A 16,973-nucleotide genomic window follows, 5' to 3' on the forward strand; every position below is an offset into this window, starting at 1 on the left:
CGCGCGGTCAGCGGGCGAGCCAGCTCCGCAGCGACCGGGTGACGAACGGGAGAACCCAGTACGCCATGATCGGCGTGAGCACGAGCGTGGTGACGAGCACCCGCAACCAGATCGGCAGTTCGTTCCATCCCGGAACCGGGCTCATCGCGTAGGTGAAGGCGAGGTTGACGGGGAAGAAGCCCAGCCAGATCGAGGTCGCCTGCTTCCAGCGCGGCGGGGCGGGTGCGACAGTGACCGTCTCGGTGGTGCCGTCGGAGGACGGAAGCGTGATCGTCCCGGTGGTCGGCTCGTCGAACCAGCCCTCGATCCCGGTGCGGCGCTTGGAGCGCTCGCTGCGCACGAAACCTTCGCCCATCGACAGCCACCATGCCCGCTCGGCCGACTGCTCCCACGCGGTGAGCGAATCCTCGCTCGCGAAGCGGTAGAGCATGTGCCAGACCTGCGAGTCTTCGCCGGCGCGCACCCAGCCTGAGCCGAGGAAGCCCGGATACTTCGTCGCGAGGTTCACCCCCGTCTGCACCCAGGCGGTCGCCTCGACGATGCGCTCGGGGTCGACTTCGCGGCGGATGGACACGGTGAGGGGTTCGGACATGGTGCGGTCCTCGGGAACGGGCGCCAGGGGTCGGGGCGCCGGAGCGGATGCGCCAGGGTGACGGCGCTTGGTCGATTCTAATTCGGTTGCGGGAGGTTCCCGGCCGGATCCGCCCGTGCACAGAGAGACCCCCGCCGACCCGATTCGGCGGGGGTCACGCGGCGTGGGAGCCGCGACGGGAGCGAGAGCGCTCACCGTGCGCGCGGTGGACGTGACACCCGATCCGGTCTGAGTCTCTGTCCGCGCATCTGCAGTTCTACCCGGGCGAGATGGCCGGACGGTGAACGCGATGCGAACACCCAACACTGCCGAGGGCGAGGTTGATCCGGAAGATACGAGGATGTCCTAGTAAATGTCCGGTACTCCGAGTAAACTCCCCAATGTGCCAATGACGGCACGGAGGGATGTCACACAATGACTCGTACTATCCCGCACTTCGTGGGCGGATCGCTTCTCACTCCCGATTCGGGTCGCTTCGCCGACGTGTTCGATCCGAGCACGGGCGCTGTGCAGGCCAGGGTTCCGCTCGCATCGGCCGACGAGGTGCGCCGCGTGATCGCGAACGCCGAAGAGGCGCAGGTGGCGTGGGCGGCGACCAACCCGCAGAAGCGCGCCCGCGTGCTGCTGCGCTTCCTCGACCTGGTGCAGCGCGAGATGACGTCTCTGGCCGAACTCCTCGCGAGCGAGCACGGCAAGACGGTCGACGACGCGAAGGGCGACATCCAGCGGGGGCTCGAAGTCATCGAGTTCTCCGCCGGTGCTCCGCACCTCCTCAAGGGCGAGTACTCCACCGGCGCCGGAGCCGGCATCGACGTGTACTCGATGCGGCAGCCGCTCGGGGTCGTCGCCGCGATCACGCCCTTCAACTTCCCCGCCATGATCCCGCTGTGGAAGGCCGGCCCCGCGCTCGCCGCCGGCAATGCGGTCGTGCTCAAGCCCAGCGAGCGTGACCCCTCCGTGCCGGTGCGCATCGCCGAACTCTTCCTCGAGGCGGGCCTGCCCGCCGGCGTCCTCAACGTGGTGCACGGCGACAAGGAGGCGGTCGACACGCTGCTCACCGACGACCGCATCCGCGCGGTCGGCTTCGTCGGGTCCACGCCCATCGCGGAGTACATCTACGCGACGGCCGCAGCCCACGGCAAGCGCGCGCAGTGCTTCGGCGGTGCCAAGAATCACATGATCGTGATGCCGGATGCCGACCTCGACCAGGCCGTCGACGCGCTGATCGGCTCCGGCTACGGCTCGGCGGGCGAACGCTGCATGGCCATCTCGGTCGCCGTACCGGTGGGGCAGGAGACCGCAGACGCCCTCGCCGCGAAGCTCACCGAACGTGTCGCCCAGCTGCGGGTGGGGCCTTCCCTCGCCGCGGACGTCGACTACGGACCTCTGGTCACGCGGGCGGCCGTCGAACGGGTGGAAGGCTACATCCAGCAGGGGATCGACGAGGGTGCGACGCTGCTCGCCGACGGTCGCGGCTTCACGGTCGAAGGGCACGAAGAGGGGTTCTATCTCGGACCGACCCTGTTCGACCACGTCACCACCGACATGGCGATCTACCGCGAGGAGATCTTCGGCCCTGTGCTCGTGATCGCCCGCGCCGCCGACTACGAGGAGGCGCTGCGCATGGCCTCGGAGCACGAGTACGGCAACGGGGTCGCCATCTTCACGCGCGACGGCGACGCGGCTCGTGACTTCGCCGCCCGCGTCGAGGTCGGGATGGTCGGGGTGAACGTGCCGATCCCCGTGCCGATCGCCTATTACACGTTCGGCGGGTGGAAGCGCAGCGGCTTCGGCGACCTCAACCAGCACGGCACCGATGCCTTCCGCTTCTACACGAAGACCAAGACGGTGACGAGTCGCTGGCCCGCGGCAGGCATCCGCGACGGCGCCAGCTTCGTCATCCCCACGATGCACTGACCCTTCGACAAGCTCAGGGACCCAACTTCTAAGGAAAAGCGATGACCATGACCACCGTCACCACCACCGCCGAGGAGCGCGAGGCGATCATCGGCGCCGTCCGCGAGTTCGCCGAGACCGAGCTCGCCCCCTACGCCGCGGAACGCGACGAGAAGCACCTGTTCCCCCGGGAATCGCTGAACCGTGCAGGAGAGCTCGGGCTCGGCGGTATCTACGTCGACGAGGAGTTCGGGGGCAGTGGACTCAGTCGGCTCGACACCGTCGCGATCTTCGAGGAGCTCGCGAAGGGTGACCCGGCGGTCGCGGCGTACATCTCCATCCACAACATGGTCGTGTGGATGATCGACACCTACGGTGATGACAGCCAGCGCGCGACGTGGCTGCCGCAGCTCACCGCGATGTCGGAGTTCGGCGGCTACTGCCTCACAGAGCCGGGGGTGGGGTCTGATGCGGCCAACGTCGCGACGAGTGCGGTCCGCGACGGCGACGATTACGTGCTCACGGGAGTGAAGCAGTTCATCTCCGGTGCGGGCGAGGCCGCCGTCTACGTCGTGATGGCGCGCACGGGAGAACCGGGAGCACGCGGTATCAGCGCGTTCCTCGTGCCGGGAGACTCCGAATCCCTCAGCTTCGGCGCACCGGAGAAGAAGATGGGGTGGCATGCGCAGCCCACCCGACAGGTGATCCTCGACGGCGTCCGAGTCCCGGCATCCGCCATGCTCGGCGACGAGGGACGCGGGTTCGCGATCGCGATGTCCGCGCTCAACGGCGGTCGGCTCAACATCGCCGCGTGCTCGCTGGGCGGGGCGCAATGGGCGCTCGACAAGGCTGTGCAGTACGTCCACGAGCGGATGGCGTTCGGCGAACCGCTCGCCGAGAAGCAGTCGATCCTGTTCGCGATCGCCGACATGCGCACCGACCTGCACGCCGCACGCCTCATGGTGCGCGATGGCGCGCAGGCGGTCGACGAGCACGCGCCGGACGCGACGATGCGTTGCGCCATGGCCAAGCGGTTCGCGACCGATGCCGGATTCGACGTCGCCAATCGCGCCCTGCAGCTGCACGGCGGCTACGGCTACCTGCAGGACTACGGGATCGAGAAGGTGGTCCGCGACCTGCGGGTGCACCAGATCCTGGAAGGAACGAACGAGATCATGCGTCTGATCGTCGGACGCGAGATGCTGCGACCGGCGGGCTCGGCGTCCGTGCAGCGTGGCGGAGATCAGATGCGGAGCGCATCATGACCGGGTCGTCGTCGAAAGCGGCCGTGGCCTTCCTCGGACTCGGGCACATGGGACTGCCGATGGCGAAGAACCTCGTCGCCGCCGGTCATGAGGTGCACGGCTTCGACCTGGTTCCGGCGGCGATCGAGGCAGCGCGGGCGGCCGGCATCGCGGTGGCGGCGAGCGGGGCGGAGGCCGTGGCGGAGGCGGATGTCGTCATCACGATGTTCCCCGCCGGGAAGCACGTGATCGAGGCGTATCGCACCGAGCTGCTCGCGGCTGCGCGACCCGGCACGCTGTTCATCGAGTCGTCCACCATCGCGGTCGACGAGGCCCGTGCCGCGCACGCGCTCGCTCTCGCCGCCGGACACCGCAACGTCGATGCCCCGGTGTCCGGGGGAGTGGTCGGCGCGGAGAACGGCACTCTCGCGTTCATGGTGGGCGGGTCGGACGAGGACTTCGCCGCGGCACTTCCGCTCCTCGAGGTGATGGGAAAGCGCATCGTGCACTGCGGCGGATCTGGGCTCGGACAGGCGGCCAAGGTCTGCAACAACATGGTGCTCGCGGTCTCGCAGATCGCCGTCGCGGAGGCATTCGTGCTGGGGGAGCGCCTCGGGCTCGAGCACCAGGCGCTCTTCGACGTCGTGTCCCAGGCGTCAGGGCAGTGCTGGTCGATCACGACGAACTGCCCCGTGCCCGGACCGGTGCCCACGAGCCCGGCGAACCGCGACTACCAGCCCGGATTCGCCGGTGCATTGATGGCGAAGGACCTCGGTCTCGCGCTGCAGGCGATCGAGCAGACGTCGACGGATGCGCGGATGGGCCGACTCGCCCAGGAGATCTACGCCGCGTTCGCTGCCGGAGACGGGGCGAGCCGCGACTTCTCCGGCATCATCACCGACATCCGCGACGACCGCGTGTGATGACGGCCGTTCGAATCGCGCGAATGGTTCCATCGGGCACCTGGGAGCCACCATTTGCGCGATTCGAACGCAGGGGTGAAGGTGGAACGCAACCACGACGGAGAGGGCGACATGACCGAGTACGAGACGATCCTGGTCGAGCAGCGCGGACGGGTGGGGTGGATCACCCTGAACCGGCCGGAAGCGCTGAATGCTTTGAACAGCAGAATCGCCGAGGAGGTGACCGCCGCCGCGCTCGCTTTCGATGCGGACGAGGGCGTCGGCGCGATCGTGGTCACCGGGTCGGAGAAGGCGTTCGCCGCGGGTGCCGACATCAAGGAGATGGAGGGCATGTCGGCGGCGCAGATGCTCGAGACCGATCACTTCGGTGTGTGGCATGAGTTCGCTGCGGTGCGCACCCCCGTGATCGCGGCCGTCTCCGGGTTCGCGCTGGGCGGCGGGTGCGAGTTGGCCATGATGTGCGACATCATCCTCGCGGCCGACAACGCCAAGTTCGGGCAGCCCGAGATCAACCTCGGCGTGATCCCCGGCATGGGTGGCACGCAGCGTCTGATCCGTGCAGTCGGCTACTACAAAGCAGCCGAGCTCGTGCTCTCCGGCCGGTTCATGGGGGCGGAGGAGGCCGAGCGCTCCGGCCTCGTGTCCCGTGTCGTGCCGACCGCGGAGCTCCTGACCGAGGCGACGAAACTCGCCGACAGCATCGCCTCGAAGTCGCTCCCGTCCGTGTTCGCCGCCAAGGCCGCGCTGGACGCGGCGATGGAGACGACCCTCGCCGAAGGGCTCGCGCACGAGAAGCAGGCGTTCGCCGCGCTGTTCGACACCGCGGATCAGAAGGAGGGCATGTCGGCCTTCCGGGAGAAGCGGTCACCGGACTTCCAGAACCGCTGACCGCTCGTGGACGACTCCGCAGAACTGAGGGCGCCATGCCGGAAGCGGCGCTCTGCGTGGTGCCCGATGAGTACTTCTGCGGAGTTCGTCACGCCGTCAGCTGCGGAGTGCGTCGACGATCTTCGTGATCCGGCGTTCGCGCGTCGCCTCCTGCTTCGCCTCGGCCACACTTCGCGCGTGCTCCTTGCGCACCGAGTACGACAGGGCGTCGAAGGCGGAGCGCAGTGCGGGGTCGGCGTCCAACGCGGCGGCGAGCTCGGGCGGAACGTCGACCGTGCGCTCGGCCGCATCCACTCTGATCACAGCGTCGATCTCCTGGCCGATGTCGAGCCCGAGGTCGGCGCGGACGGCCTTGCTGAAGCCGATCATGTTCTCGCTGCCCATGCGTGCCAAGCGCAAACGCGCGGTGCGCCCACCGATCGTCACGGCCACGGGGAACGCCTTGCCCGCACCCAGGGACGCGACCTGATCGTCGGTGAGCAGGATGGCCGCCGCGGGGCCGCGGCCGGTGAGGACGGTGTGCAGGCGCAGTTCGCTCATGCCGAAAGAGTACGCCCGGGCTCCCCGAACTCGGCGGCGAGAATCGCGTTGCGCTCGGAGATCAGGCGGCGCATGTATCTGCCGAGGACCAACGCGTCGACCAGCCGACCGAGCGGACCGAACGGTGAGCGGAACGTCACGGTGTCGCGCATGAGCGTGCCGTCCGGATGCTCCTCGAAGCGGTGCTCGTGCAAAAACGCGGCGAACGGCCCGGCGATCTGCCGATCCGAGAACCCGTGCGGCGGATCGACGTCGAACACCCGCGAGCGCAGTCGGAACGGGATGCCGAAGTGGCGTGCTCGCCAGGTCGCCGTCGTCCCCTCGGTGAAGACGCCGCCCGCCGGCGCCTCGACCATCGTCTCGCCGAATCGGGCCATGCTCTTCACGTGCAGTTCGGGGTCGAGCGAGGCGGCGAACACCTCGGCGGGCGTCGCGCCGATGACCGTCTCGAGCGCGAACCGCGGCATGTCAGAGCGCTTCGGGCTGCGGACGCGGGTCGGCGAAGTCACCGGCGTCCTTGCGCAGCCGGGCCACGATCGCCACGAGCTCCGCCGCGTCGTCGCGGCTCAGGCCGGGCTCGGCGAAGACGTCGGCGTTGAGAGCCCGGGTGGCGCGCTCCACGAGTTCCCGACCGGATTCGGTCAGCACGAGGAGTGCGGCGCGTCCGTCGTGCGGGTGCGGCTCACGCGCGATCAGACCATCGCGGACCAGACGCTCGGCCGTGCTCGTGACCGTGGTCGGGTGCACCTGGAGGCGGGCGACCACGCTGGACAGCGGAAGGCTGCCCGCGCGGCTGAACGCGAGCAGTCGCAGCACCTCGTAGCGGGCGAAGCTCAGGGCGAACGGCTTGAGCGCCGCGTCGACGCGTGCGAGCAGCAGTTGCTGGGCCCGCATGACCGAGGTGACCAGGGCCATGCCGTCGGCGGCCTCCGTCCATCCGTGCGCGAGCCACTGCCGCTTCGCCTCGGCGAGCGGATCGATGGGGAGCGGACGGGGTCTGGCCATCTCTCTACGGTAGTGGCGGGAGTGCGGGGCGCGGCGACGGCGCGCGACGCACTCGATCTCGGCACATCTCAGCCCCGGTCAGCGCTGAGTCTCAGTCGCAAGTGGGTTGGTACTCAGTATCGCGGTCTAGAATTGCAGGAGTCGTGAGGAGCAATCGATGAAGATCTTCGTCCTGGTCAAAGAGGTGCCGGACACCTATGGCGATCGCAAGCTGAATCTCGAGACCGGACTCGCCGATCGCGCGGCGGGCGACGTCGTGCTCGACGAGATCACTGAGCGGGCCCTCGAGGTCGCGCTCAGCTACGCCGACAAGAACGACGGCACCGAGGTGGTCGCTGTCTCGATGGCTCCGGAGAGCTCGACCGCGTCCGTGCGCAGGGCTCTCGCGATCGGTGCCGGATCCGCCGTGCACATCGCCGATGAGCAGCTCACCGGCGCCGATCTCGGACTCACCGCCGAGGTGCTGGCCGCGGCCATCCGCCGCGGCGCTCCCGACCTCGTCATCACCGGCAACCTGTCGACGGACGGCTCCGGTGGAGTGATCCCCGCGATGCTGGCCGAGCACCTCGGATTCGCCCAGGCCACCGCTCTCACCTCGGTCGAGATCGCCCCCGACGGCATCTCCGGAGTGCGAGGCGCCGACGCCGGGAGCCAGCCGGTCTCGGCGCCGCTGCCCGCCGTGATCTCCATCACCGAGGCGCTCCCCGACGCACGCTTCCCGAACTTCAAGGGCATCATGGCGGCGAAGAAGAAGCCGCTCGAGGTGCTCTCCCTCGCCGACCTCGACGTCTCGGCCGATCCGTCCGTCGCCCCGCGCACCATCATGACCGCGGTGGCGGAGAAGCCCCCGCGCGCGGCCGGAGTGAAGATCATCGACGAGGGCGACGCCGCCGACAAGCTCGTCGACTACCTCGTGCAGAACAGGCTGGTGTGAGATGACCTCTTCCGAGAACCCGATCCTCGTCCTCGTCGACATCGACCCCTCCGGTTACGTCGCGACCAGCACGGCCGCCCTCATCGGCGCCGCCTCCACGATCGGTTCGCCGGTGGCCCTGATCGTCGGCGGCGGTCCTGCGGCCGTGGATCAGGCAGCGGCGGCGGGGGCATCCGTGGTGCTGACCGCCGACGGGGACCCGGCTGCGCTCACGGTGCCGATCGTCGACGCACTGCAGGCAGCCGCAGCCCAGGTGCGACCCGATGCCGTCCTCATCTCGAACTCGATCTCCGGCCGCGACGTCGCCGGGCGCTTCGCGGTGCGCACGAAGAGTGCGCTGTCGGTCGATGCCGTCGGGGTCTCGCGCGATGACGAAGGCGTCGTGGCCCACCACTCGGTCTACGGCGGGGCGTACCTGGTCGATTCGGCTCCCACGTTCGGGACTCCGGTGATCACGGTGCGTCAGGGAGCTGTCGACGCGCGCGCCGAAGCCGTCGCATCGCACTCGGTCGAGGTGCTCGATGTCACTCCGTCCGGGGCCGTCGCGGCCACGGCGGGCCCGGTCGAGGCGGTGGAGGTCGCCTCCTCCCGTCCCGAGCTGCGGGGAGCCACGAAGGTGGTCTCCGGTGGCCGAGGTCTCGCGTCGAAGGAGAAGTTCGTGCTCGTCGAAGAGCTCGCCGACGCGCTCGGCGCGGCCGTCGGTGCGTCGCGCGCGGCCGTCGACGCGGGCTACATCCCGCAGTCCCATCAGGTCGGACAGACCGGCGTCTCGGTGTCGCCGCAGCTGTATGTCGCACTCGGCATATCCGGAGCGATCCAGCACCGCGCGGGCATGCAGACATCGAAGAACATCATCGCCATCAACAAGGACGCGGATGCGCCGATCTTCGACGTCGCGGACTTCGGCATCGTCGGCGATGTGTTCACCGTGGTCCCACAGGTGATCGCGGCACTCGAGGCACGGAAGAAGTAGCCATGGCGACGCGGATGCTGCGACGCGGTCTGCCGCGCGTGCCTGGAGGAGATCCCTGGCCTCCCGCTGATGCGGTGGCGGAGGATGCCACGGTGGATGATCGGGCGGCGGACGCGGTGACGAGCGCGGCGCCCGACGAGCCCGCGACAGGTTCGGAAGTCGCGGTGTCTTCGGACGTCGAGGTGCCTGTCGGGGTGCCCCTCGAGCCCACCGGCCCCGCCGGCCCGGCATCGCCGGCGACCGTGACGGCTGCTGTTGCAGCGGCCGCTCCGGCAACGGCCGGTGGGGCAGCGCGGATCCGTCGCGGTCTGCCGCGTGTGCCGGGCGGGGAGCCTTGGCCGCCGTCGACGTCGCCGACCGCTCCCACTTCTCCCGCCGAGGTGCCCGAACCCGCTGCGGCAGTACCCGCTCCCTCTCCGGGATCGGCGGTGTCGGACCCCGTGCCGGCTGCGTCAGCATCCGCGCCAGCGCCCGCGGCGTCGACCGCCACAGCGGACATCTCTGCGGCAGAGACCTCCGCCCCCGTCGCGGTGGCCCCAGCCGACGGCACCGGTGTCCGACGCGGCTTGCCTCGTGTCGCCGGCGGCGACCCGTGGCCGCCCGCCGACACTGTTCCCCTCTCTGCTGCCGCCCCAGCCGAGCCCGTCGCGCCCGAGCCAGTCGCGCCCGAGTCCGTCGTGCCGGCCGCAGTCGTTCCCGTCGCGGCTGCCGCGACTCCTGCCGTTGCGACCGGACCGTCGTCCGTGCTCGCCGACGTCTCGACTCCGCTCCCGTGGACGCAGACCGTGTGGAACGGACGAGCGCCCCGACACCTCCCACAGACGTCGGCCCCGACGACCGGCCGCCCGCGCCCGACGTGGACCCAGGTGATCGGCGTGCTGTTCGGAGCCGCTGCGCTCGGGGTGCTCGCCGGAGCCGCCATCGCGTTCGTGCGCACGCTCCTGAGCTTCCCGTTCATGCAGGACTTCCTGGCGGCCTTCCCCGGCGAGTACGAGCCCGGGATCGCCGTCGAGCCGGGATTCGCCCCGTGGATCGGGTGGCAGCACTTCTTCAACATGTTCCTGATGGTGCTGATCATCCGCTCGGGGTTGCAGGTGCGCACCGAGAAGCGTCCGACGGTCTTCTGGACCCCTCGCAACAACGCGAAGGGCAAGATCAGCCTCAACCTGTGGTTCCACCAGTCGCTCGACATCCTGTGGCTCGTCAACGGCGTGATCTTCGTCGTGCTGCTGTTCGTCACGGGGCACTGGGTGCGCATCGTCCCGACCAGCTGGGAGGTGTTCCCGAACGCCCTCTCGGCGGCCCTGCAGTACATCTCGTTCGATTGGCCGCACGAGAACGGCTGGAACAACTACAACAGCCTGCAGCAGCTCGCCTACTTCGCCACCGTGTTCATCGCGGCGCCGCTCGCCGCGATCACCGGCTTCCGCATGTCGGGGCTGTGGCCGAAGAAGGCCGAGAAGCTGTCGAAGGCGTACCCGGTCGAGTGGGCGCGGGCGCTGCACTTCCCGATCATGCTGTACTTCGTGGCGTTCATCATCGCGCACGTGGCGCTCGTCATGTTGACCGGGTTCCTGCGCAACCTGAACCACATGTTCGCGTCGCAGGACGCGGTGACGTGGACCGGATTCTGGGTGTTCATCCTGTCGCTCGTGGTGATCGCAATCGGATGGGCGGCTGCGCGTCCGCTCGTGCTCGCCCCCATCGCCAAGGTGTTCGGCAAGGTCTCGGGTCGGTGAGCAGATGAGCGACGAGGTCATCGCCGAATACTGGCGCACAGTGCGGACCACCCTGCCTCACCTCCCGGAGACGCGGCCGGAAGCCTGGGGGTTCGGGGCGACGCCCGAGCACGCCGACGAGCTGCTGGCACTCGTGCTCGACGGCATCAAGGTCGGCACCGCGTCGTCCCTCTGGGATTACGAAGCGACCGGCGACCCTCTCCCCGCTGTGGGCGAGCTCAGCATCATCCTGGACGGGACCGGCGCCCCGCGGGCTGTGATCGAGACCACGACGATCGACATCACGCCGTTCGACGAGGTCGACGAGGCCCATGCCTTCGCCGAGGGGGAGGGCGACCGCACGCTGACGCACTGGCGCGAGGTGCACGAACGCTACTGGCGCACCCACTCCGAGAACCCGCGCGGCTACGAACCGGACATGCCGGTGGTCTGCGAGCGGTTCCGGCTGGTGTTCCCGGCCTAGAGAGTCCCGAGGGACTGGAGGAGAGGCGCGATCATGGCTGAGGCATACATCGTCGACGCGGTCCGTTCGCCGGTCGGCAGGCGCGGCGGATCGCTCGCCGAGGTCCACCCTGTGGACCTCGGCGCCCACAGCCTTCGGGCGCTCGTCGACCGGGCGGGGATCGACCCCGGTGCGGTGGACGACGTGATCCTGGGCGTCATCGACGCGATCGGCGGCCAATCCGGCAACGTGGCCAGGACGGCTCTGCTCGCCGCCGGATTCCCCGAGCACGTTCCCGGGGTGACCATCGACCGGCAGTGCGGGTCGAGCCAGCAGGCCGTGCACTTCGCGGCGCAGGCCGTGATGAGCGGCACGAGCGACCTCGTGATCGCGGGCGGACTGCAGAACATGTCGCAGGTGCCGTTGACCGCCGCGGCCACCGTGGGGGAGTCCTACGGCTTCACCACGCCGTACGCGCAGTCGCCCGCCTGGACCGACCGCTACGGCGATCAGGAGATCTCGCAGTTCGCCGGTGCCGAGCTGATCGCCGAGAAGTGGGACATCTCCCGCGAGGAGATGGAGCGGTTCGCCCTGGAGAGCCATCGTCGTGCAGCCCTGGCGCAGGACGAGGGTCGCTTCATCGGCGAGATCGCTCCGCTGAACGGTCTCGACCACGACGAGGGTGTGCGCCGCGACACGACGCTGGAGCGGATGGCGGGGCTCGCGCCGCTGCGGGAGGGTGGACGGATCACCGCCGCCGTGTCGTCGCAGATCAGCGATGCGTCCAGCGCCGTGCTCATCGCCAGCGGGCAGGCCGTACGTGACCACGGGCTCTCGCCCCGTGCCCGCATCCATCAGATGACGGTGCGCGGCGACAGTCCGATCCTCATGCTCACCGCTCCGATCCCCGCCACGAAGCTCGCGCTGGAGCGCGCGGAGATGCGGGTCTCCGACATCGACCTGTTCGAGGTGAACGAGGCCTTCGCTCCCGTGGTGCTCGCCTGGATGCGCGAGCTCGATGCTCCGCACGAGAGGGTGAACGTCAACGGCGGAGCCATCGCGCTCGGTCACCCCATCGGCGCGACCGGGACCAGGCTGATGACCACGATGCTCAACGAGCTCGAACGCACGGGCGGACGCTACGGTCTGCAGGCCATGTGCGAGGGCGGCGGGGTCGCGAACGTGACCATCGTCGAACGGCTCTGACGCCCCTGATCCCGCGGTGACGACAGAGCGGGCCGCCTCCCGGGGGAGACGGCCCGCTCTGCACGTGCTCGGAGGGTCAGGGGCGGACGAAGCGCACTTCGGTCAGCGTCTCGCCCAGGAACGGCTCGGTGTGCGATGCGCCGTCGAGGTGGAATCCGTTGCGGGTGTAGAACCGGTGCGCGCGAGGGTTGTCCTCGGCGACCCACAGGTACAGCGGCTCGTCCTTCTCCACGGCGGCGTCGAACAGCTTCTGGCCGATGCCGGTGGAGTGATAGGCGTCGAGCAGGTAGATGAAGTAGAGCTCGCGGAACGCCGGAGCGTCCTTGTCGCGGGCGGGGCCGGAGCCGACGAAGCCCACGATCTCCCCGTCGACCAGCGCGGCGTTCATCTTGAACTCGGGGCCCTGCGAGGCCCAGTGCGTCCACAGTTCGGCCATGCGGCGGGGCGAGACCTTCTCCAGCGCCGCCTTGCTGATCAGGTGGTCGTAGGTCTCGTGCCAGCACTGCGCATGCACGCGACCGAGGGCTTCCGCATCCACATCACGGACCGGACGGACGATGACTTCAGGCTGGGCTTCGGCGCTCATGGTCGTGACTCTACGCGCGGCGTCCGCGAAGGGGAAATCGAGGGGATGTCCGATGACACCCTTCCCGCGGTCATGGAGGTTTCGCACAACGATGTTCGCCGATCGTGCACTCCTGGCTACGATCGATGTTCGTGAACGTGATCTGGCGGACCCTCCTGGTGATCCTCGGTGCTCGCCGCCGCGTGCGACGGGGGAAGGCCCTCGACCCCACCGCCGTCGGCAGCATCACCCTGACCACGCTGCCCACCGACATCGACATCCTGCGTCATATGAACAACGGCCGCTACCTGTCGTTGTTCGACCTCGGGCGCTGGGACCTGCTCATCCGCACCGGACTGTTCGATGCGATGAAGGACCGGGGCTGGTATGCGGTCGTCTCCAGCGAGACGATCACGTTCCGCAAGTCGCTGCAGCTCTGGCAGCGGTTCGAGGTGCAGTCGCGTTTCATCGGGCACGACGACAAGGCGCTCTTCATGGAGCACCGCGCCGTCGTGGACGGCGAGGTCTACGCACGGGCGATCGTGCGGGCCAGGATGCTGCGACGCACCGGAGGGACCGTCAGCAACGAGGAGCTTTTCGCGGCCGTGGGCAAGCCGGAGGGTGTTCCGGAGATCGACGCCTGGGTGCACGACTGGGCAGCGGCCTCGGCGCTTCCTCCCGTGCGGGCGAAGGCCCCGAGCGTCTGGGGCTGAGCGTCTGGGGCTGAGTTCGAAAACCCCTAGGGGCTGAGCGGCAGAGGAACGTTCTCTCCGTCCGCACCGGCGCGGTAGCTTAGGCGTGTGCTGGCGATCCTGACGACGACCGGGCGAGTGCTGTGGCGGCACTGGCCTGCGCTGATGGCGTGGTACCTCGCGGGCGTCCTGGTGCACTACGGGGTCACAGAGATCGCCGGCTTCATCGGAGCCTCGTCGGCGACGTTGGGCTTCCTGGTGCTGCCGATCGCGATCCTCGCCCGGCTGGTGAGCCTGGTGGCGATGTTCCTCGTGCTGCGCGACGGTCTGCGCAACCTGCAGGAGGTGGCACCGCTGCCGGAGTCGCCGGTGGAGCGTCGGCGTACTTTCCTCTCGGCCCTTCTCGCCGGCATCCTGCCGTTCTTCGCGGTGTACTGGGCGCAGGGGCTGCTCGGCGAGGACGTGCGGGCTTACTCGCTCCGCGCTCTCGAGGTGCGCAACGGCATCGTGTGGACGGCGAGCGTGAACGGCGAGCCGCCCGTGAGCTCGGACGACACCGTGCTCAACCTGCCGATCAACGTGTGGACCATCGCGATCATCGTGCTCGCGTTCGCCGGTCGATGGGCGTGGTCGAAGTGGTCGCCGAAGCTCGCGGCCTGGTTGTCGCCGGTGGCGGTGTACTTCGAGGTCGTCTGGGTCTTCTTCTCGGTGATGGTGCTCGGCGACATCTTCGACGCGATCAAGGCCTGGGTCGACAGTCGCGCGGCGATGGCGTACCTCGAGACGGTGCGGGAGGGCATCCTCGACGCCGTGGCTCCCCTGCGCTGGCTGTGGGAGGGGATCGGCTGGGTCCTCTCCGAGGCGGGCCCCGTGCTGCTGGCGCCGCTGGCCTGGCTCACGATCGCCGGAGTCGTCTTCGGACAGGCGATCGTCGCCGAGAAGCTGCGCGTCGAGAGTGAACTCGTCTCGCGGTTCCGTCAGCACACGGAGGCGATCCCCAACCCCCTGGTGCGACGGCTGCGCGACCTCGGCGACGAGCTGGGAGCGCGCTTCCGGCCGATCGGTCGCGCCCTGCTGCTGATGTGGCGAGCGGGTCCCCTGCTGGTCGTCTCCTACGCGCTGCTCTACGTGGCGGTGAAGGCGCTCGAATCGGTCCTCGGCTTCGGTGTCACCCGGCTGATCGGACCGCAGGACTACGTGTTCTGGGCGGTCGCGGCCCCGCTCGTCTCCCTCGTGCCGCTCCTGCTCATCGAACCCCTCCGCATCGCCGTGATCAGCGGCGCCTACGACGCCACGCTCGGACGGCTGCGACGTCGCCAGCAGGCGCGGCCGGACGCCTCGGCCTCCACGGAGGCGGAAGCGGAGATGCGTGCCGTCGCGGATGCGGCCGGACTGCTGCCCTCGTCGGTCGATGCGGTGGCAGCCGCTGTGGTCTCGGCGCCGCCTCGTGACGCCGTCGGCGGTCAGGGTTCGAACTCGAACCTCACGAACGAGCCGCCGGCGCGATAGGGCCGGATGTCGACCCAAAACGGGCCCTCCACGTCGGCAGGAACCACGAACGGCACGATCAACTCGTAAGGGCTCGCCTGCTCGCTGAGGCACGTCTCGGGCTCGTCGGCGCTCCAGTCGAGTCCGATCTCGGCGCGCACCGGACTCCACTCCCGCCCCGTCGACTGCTCCACGAGCACGGGAGCCTCGCACCCGACGCCCTCGGCCTCCGGGTCCACGGGCACCGCGACCGCGATCAGCCGCGTCTTCTCCGGTACGTCGAGGCCGGAGACGTCGTCGATCTCCCCGCCGCGGATCGGGCCCCAGGCTGCGCCGGCGAGGTCCGTCGTCTCGTCTTCCGGCACGACCACCGGGGCGACCGCGCGGGCACCGAACCCGAAGTACTGGTACCACTCCTGCCAACCCACGGCGGCCGCCGTCGCGGGCACGAGGAGGGCGAGTGCGATCAGGGCGACGGTGTTGCGCCGCCACCAGGAATCGCGCTTCGTCGGAACAGCTGCGGCTGCGGGGTCTTCCTGAGGGGCGGGAGGAAAGAGCGGAGGAGGGATCGTCATCGCGCCCACCCGTTCTCGACCAGGAGCACCTCGGCCTCGACGGGGAGAGTCGCCAGGTCGATCGGCAGGTCGATCACGCCGTCGCGCAGCACCTCGAAGCCGCCCGATCCCGGCACGCCCAGGCGCAGGGTGGCCCTGTCACCCACGACGTCGTCGGGGAGCTCGAACGCCAGACTGCCGCTGCGGGGAACCGCGGTGACCAGACGCTGAGCGAGGAAGGTGGTTCCGCGATCCGTGGCGCTGAACGTGCGCTCGCCGATCGTGAGCTCGGCGAGCCTGAGGGTGCTCAACCGCTGCGTGACCCCGCTCGCGGCGTCGAGGTCGATCACGAGCCAGGTGCCCTCGGCGGACCAGCCCTCGGCATCGGTGACCCGATTCGTGAGATGGACATCGGTCACGGTCGCGACGAGGTTGCGTGTGACGGCCTCCTCGCCGATCTGCGCGACCGCGGGGAAGGGGGCATCCGGAGCGTCGTCGGGGAGCGTGACCTTGACGAGGACCCACGCGCACGCGAGCAGCGCCGTGGTGAGCAGCCAGACGAGCACGTGCTTCTTCATCCGGCGCTCACCTCCTCGATCGTGGTCGTCAGCGTCGCGCCGACGCGGGGATCGTTCCAGTAGTCGCCGCGGATCAGGCTCTGCCCGACGTAGTGGTCGGAGTCGGGGAGGGTGAGCGAGACCTCGTCGCCGTCGCGGAAGTCGTCCGGTCCCACGGCCCAGGTGATCAGCACACGGGCCGGAACGTCGGGCTGGAGCGTGGGCGCGAGCTTTCCGTCGTCGGCGCGCGACACCACCCCCTTGGCATCGAGCCCTTCGATGCGGATGCCGTCCAGGAGAGGAGACACCTTCGCGGGTGATCCGGAAGCACGCGGCTGCGAGAAGGTGTTCACCACGTCCACGGTCACGACGAGCAGGCGCTCCCCCTTCTCCTCGTCGGGATAGATCGCCGCCATTCCGCGCTCGTCGCGCAGCTCGACGCCCACCACGGTCATCTCGAATTCGGAGCCGGAGAACGTCTCGCCGATCGTGAGATCGGGGATCGGGTCGACCGCGGCGGCCTCGAGGCCGCCGAACAGGGCGGTGGTCGCCAACAGCGCCGCCCCCGCGCCGGTGATCAACCACGAGGTCGGGATGAGGTCGATGCTGCGCCGCGCCCACCCCAGCACCTTCGCGCGGGCTCCCGCGTTCGAGGCGGTGACCTCCGCCTCACCGCGCGATGCGGAGGTCCTGTCGGGCGGGGTCGTGGTCACGGCAACAGCTTAGGACCGCGCC

General features: G+C 69.3%; 19 protein-coding genes. 11 read left to right on the top strand and 8 right to left on the bottom strand.

What is annotated here, in order from left to right; genetic code table 11:
* Positions 1–7 precede the first annotated feature (7 nt).
* Entirely contained in the window at positions 8–592 is a 585-nt protein-coding gene (locus HDC31_RS02065) for an antibiotic biosynthesis monooxygenase (RefSeq protein WP_046747548.1), read from the bottom strand.
* 414 nt (positions 593–1,006) lie between these two features.
* Here HDC31_RS02065 and HDC31_RS02070 point away from each other — a divergent pair, with 414 nt between their 5' ends.
* The 4 genes from HDC31_RS02070 (at position 1,007) to HDC31_RS02085 (ending at position 5,543) form a co-directional block, all read left to right on the top strand.
* Positions 1,007–2,509, top strand: a complete 1,503-nt coding sequence (locus HDC31_RS02070) for a CoA-acylating methylmalonate-semialdehyde dehydrogenase (RefSeq protein WP_113680574.1) — start codon at positions 1,007–1,009, stop codon at positions 2,507–2,509.
* A 41-nt stretch (positions 2,510–2,550) separates the two neighbouring features.
* Entirely contained in the window at positions 2,551–3,753 is a 1,203-nt protein-coding gene (locus HDC31_RS02075) for an acyl-CoA dehydrogenase family protein (protein ID WP_046747550.1), read from the top strand.
* Positions 3,750–4,655 carry a 3-hydroxyisobutyrate dehydrogenase gene (gene mmsB / locus HDC31_RS02080; protein WP_113680572.1) on the top strand — a complete coding sequence of 302 codons (906 nt, stop codon included), beginning with the start codon at positions 3,750–3,752 and terminating at the stop codon, positions 4,653–4,655. The genes HDC31_RS02075 and mmsB overlap by 4 nt, the downstream gene beginning before the upstream one ends.
* A 111-nt stretch (positions 4,656–4,766) precedes the next feature.
* Positions 4,767–5,543 (top strand): enoyl-CoA hydratase-related protein, encoded by a 777-nt coding sequence (locus tag HDC31_RS02085; protein ID WP_113680581.1) that lies wholly within the window; start codon positions 4,767–4,769, stop codon positions 5,541–5,543.
* A 96-nt stretch (positions 5,544–5,639) separates the two neighbouring features.
* On the opposite strand, the gene HDC31_RS02090 is transcribed toward HDC31_RS02085, so the two are convergent.
* Genes HDC31_RS02090 through HDC31_RS02100 form a run of 3 tightly spaced genes read right to left on the bottom strand, consistent with a single transcriptional unit; the run spans position 5,640 to position 7,088 of the window.
* A complete protein-coding gene (locus HDC31_RS02090; protein WP_061017017.1) occupies positions 5,640–6,083 on the bottom strand; it encodes a YdeI/OmpD-associated family protein in 444 nt (147 codons plus the stop codon).
* Positions 6,080–6,592, bottom strand: coding sequence for an SRPBCC family protein (locus HDC31_RS02095; RefSeq protein ID WP_258546276.1), 513 nt, complete (start codon positions 6,590–6,592; stop codon positions 6,080–6,082). Before HDC31_RS02095 ends, HDC31_RS02090 begins: the two co-directional genes overlap by 4 nt.
* Positions 6,552–7,088, bottom strand: a complete 537-nt coding sequence (locus HDC31_RS02100) for a MarR family winged helix-turn-helix transcriptional regulator (RefSeq protein ID WP_045264412.1) — start codon at positions 7,086–7,088, stop codon at positions 6,552–6,554. The genes HDC31_RS02095 and HDC31_RS02100 overlap by 41 nt, the downstream gene beginning before the upstream one ends.
* Positions 7,089–7,245: 157 nt before the next feature.
* Between HDC31_RS02100 and HDC31_RS02105 the strand changes: the two genes are divergently transcribed.
* From HDC31_RS02105 to HDC31_RS02125, 5 genes are read left to right on the top strand one after another with little or no spacing between them, the layout of a single operon-like run.
* Entirely contained in the window at positions 7,246–8,022 is a 777-nt protein-coding gene (locus HDC31_RS02105) for an electron transfer flavoprotein subunit beta/FixA family protein (RefSeq protein ID WP_058632939.1), read from the top strand.
* A 1-nt stretch (position 8,023) separates the two neighbouring features.
* Positions 8,024–8,995 (top strand): electron transfer flavoprotein subunit alpha/FixB family protein, encoded by a 972-nt coding sequence (locus HDC31_RS02110; RefSeq protein WP_058632938.1) that lies wholly within the window; start codon positions 8,024–8,026, stop codon positions 8,993–8,995.
* Positions 8,996–8,997: 2 nt separating this feature from the next.
* Positions 8,998–10,734, top strand: coding sequence for a cytochrome b/b6 domain-containing protein (locus HDC31_RS02115; protein WP_179515776.1), 1,737 nt, complete (start codon positions 8,998–9,000; stop codon positions 10,732–10,734).
* 4 nt (positions 10,735–10,738) lie between these two features.
* Entirely contained in the window at positions 10,739–11,197 is a 459-nt protein-coding gene (locus tag HDC31_RS02120) for an ASCH domain-containing protein (protein WP_113681815.1), read from the top strand.
* Between the two features lie 33 nt (positions 11,198–11,230).
* Positions 11,231–12,382, top strand: coding sequence for an acetyl-CoA C-acetyltransferase (locus tag HDC31_RS02125; protein ID WP_113681816.1), 1,152 nt, complete (start codon positions 11,231–11,233; stop codon positions 12,380–12,382).
* A 76-nt stretch (positions 12,383–12,458) separates the two neighbouring features.
* Here HDC31_RS02125 and HDC31_RS02130 read toward each other — a convergent pair whose 3' ends face one another.
* Complete coding sequence (locus HDC31_RS02130) at positions 12,459–12,968, bottom strand: GNAT family N-acetyltransferase (RefSeq protein ID WP_045264712.1); 510 nt, start codon at positions 12,966–12,968, stop codon at positions 12,459–12,461.
* Positions 12,969–13,099: 131 nt separating this feature from the next.
* Here HDC31_RS02130 and HDC31_RS02135 point away from each other — a divergent pair, with 131 nt between their 5' ends.
* Both HDC31_RS02135 and HDC31_RS02140 read left to right on the top strand, forming a co-directional pair.
* Positions 13,100–13,660, top strand: coding sequence for an acyl-CoA thioesterase (locus tag HDC31_RS02135; protein WP_058632957.1), 561 nt, complete (start codon positions 13,100–13,102; stop codon positions 13,658–13,660).
* Positions 13,661–13,747: 87 nt separating this feature from the next.
* Positions 13,748–15,148, top strand: a complete 1,401-nt coding sequence (locus HDC31_RS02140) for a hypothetical protein (protein ID WP_179515777.1) — start codon at positions 13,748–13,750, stop codon at positions 15,146–15,148.
* Here HDC31_RS02140 and HDC31_RS02145 read toward each other — a convergent pair.
* Genes HDC31_RS02145 through HDC31_RS02155 form a run of 3 tightly spaced genes read right to left on the bottom strand, consistent with a single transcriptional unit; the run spans position 15,103 to position 16,951 of the window.
* A complete protein-coding gene (locus tag HDC31_RS02145; protein ID WP_147251399.1) occupies positions 15,103–15,702 on the bottom strand; it encodes a hypothetical protein in 600 nt (199 codons plus the stop codon). The genes HDC31_RS02140 and HDC31_RS02145 overlap by 46 nt on opposite strands.
* Positions 15,699–16,259, bottom strand: a complete 561-nt coding sequence (locus tag HDC31_RS02150; RefSeq protein WP_061017035.1) for a hypothetical protein — start codon at positions 16,257–16,259, stop codon at positions 15,699–15,701. Before HDC31_RS02150 ends, HDC31_RS02145 begins: the two co-directional genes overlap by 4 nt.
* A complete protein-coding gene (locus HDC31_RS02155) occupies positions 16,256–16,951 on the bottom strand; it encodes a hypothetical protein (RefSeq protein ID WP_113681820.1) in 696 nt (231 codons plus the stop codon). Before HDC31_RS02155 ends, HDC31_RS02150 begins: the two co-directional genes overlap by 4 nt.
* Positions 16,952–16,973: the final 22 nt, after the last annotated feature.

It is taken from the genome of Microbacterium sp. JAI119 (assembly GCF_013410135.1).
In the GTDB taxonomy this organism is placed as follows: Bacteria; Actinomycetota; Actinomycetes; order Actinomycetales; family Microbacteriaceae; genus Microbacterium; species Microbacterium oxydans.

Bases quoted from the DNA above. Each gene is read 5' to 3' on its own strand.
- HDC31_RS02150 (WP_061017035.1), bottom strand. From the start codon at position 16,259: ATGAAGAAGCACGTGCTCGTCTGGCTGCTCACCACGGCGCTGCTCGCG.
- HDC31_RS02065 (WP_046747548.1), bottom strand. From the start codon at position 592: ATGTCCGAACCCCTCACCGTGTCCATCCGCCGCGAAGTCGACCCCGAG.
- HDC31_RS02145 (WP_147251399.1), bottom strand. From the start codon at position 15,702: ATGACGATCCCTCCTCCGCTCTTTCCTCCCGCCCCTCAGGAAGACCCC.
- HDC31_RS02110 (WP_058632938.1), top strand. From the start codon at position 8,024: ATGACCTCTTCCGAGAACCCGATCCTCGTCCTCGTCGACATCGACCCC.
- HDC31_RS02130 (WP_045264712.1), bottom strand. From the start codon at position 12,968: ATGAGCGCCGAAGCCCAGCCTGAAGTCATCGTCCGTCCGGTCCGTGAT.
- HDC31_RS02125 (WP_113681816.1), top strand. From the start codon at position 11,231: ATGGCTGAGGCATACATCGTCGACGCGGTCCGTTCGCCGGTCGGCAGG.
- HDC31_RS02070 (WP_113680574.1), top strand. From the start codon at position 1,007: ATGACTCGTACTATCCCGCACTTCGTGGGCGGATCGCTTCTCACTCCC.
- mmsB (WP_113680572.1), top strand. From the start codon at position 3,750: ATGACCGGGTCGTCGTCGAAAGCGGCCGTGGCCTTCCTCGGACTCGGG.
- HDC31_RS02105 (WP_058632939.1), top strand. From the start codon at position 7,246: ATGAAGATCTTCGTCCTGGTCAAAGAGGTGCCGGACACCTATGGCGAT.
- HDC31_RS02090 (WP_061017017.1), bottom strand. From the start codon at position 6,083: ATGAGCGAACTGCGCCTGCACACCGTCCTCACCGGCCGCGGCCCCGCG.
- HDC31_RS02100 (WP_045264412.1), bottom strand. From the start codon at position 7,088: ATGGCCAGACCCCGTCCGCTCCCCATCGATCCGCTCGCCGAGGCGAAG.
- HDC31_RS02115 (WP_179515776.1), top strand. From the start codon at position 8,998: ATGGCGACGCGGATGCTGCGACGCGGTCTGCCGCGCGTGCCTGGAGGA.
- HDC31_RS02075 (WP_046747550.1), top strand. From the start codon at position 2,551: ATGACCATGACCACCGTCACCACCACCGCCGAGGAGCGCGAGGCGATC.
- HDC31_RS02085 (WP_113680581.1), top strand. From the start codon at position 4,767: ATGACCGAGTACGAGACGATCCTGGTCGAGCAGCGCGGACGGGTGGGG.
- HDC31_RS02120 (WP_113681815.1), top strand. From the start codon at position 10,739: ATGAGCGACGAGGTCATCGCCGAATACTGGCGCACAGTGCGGACCACC.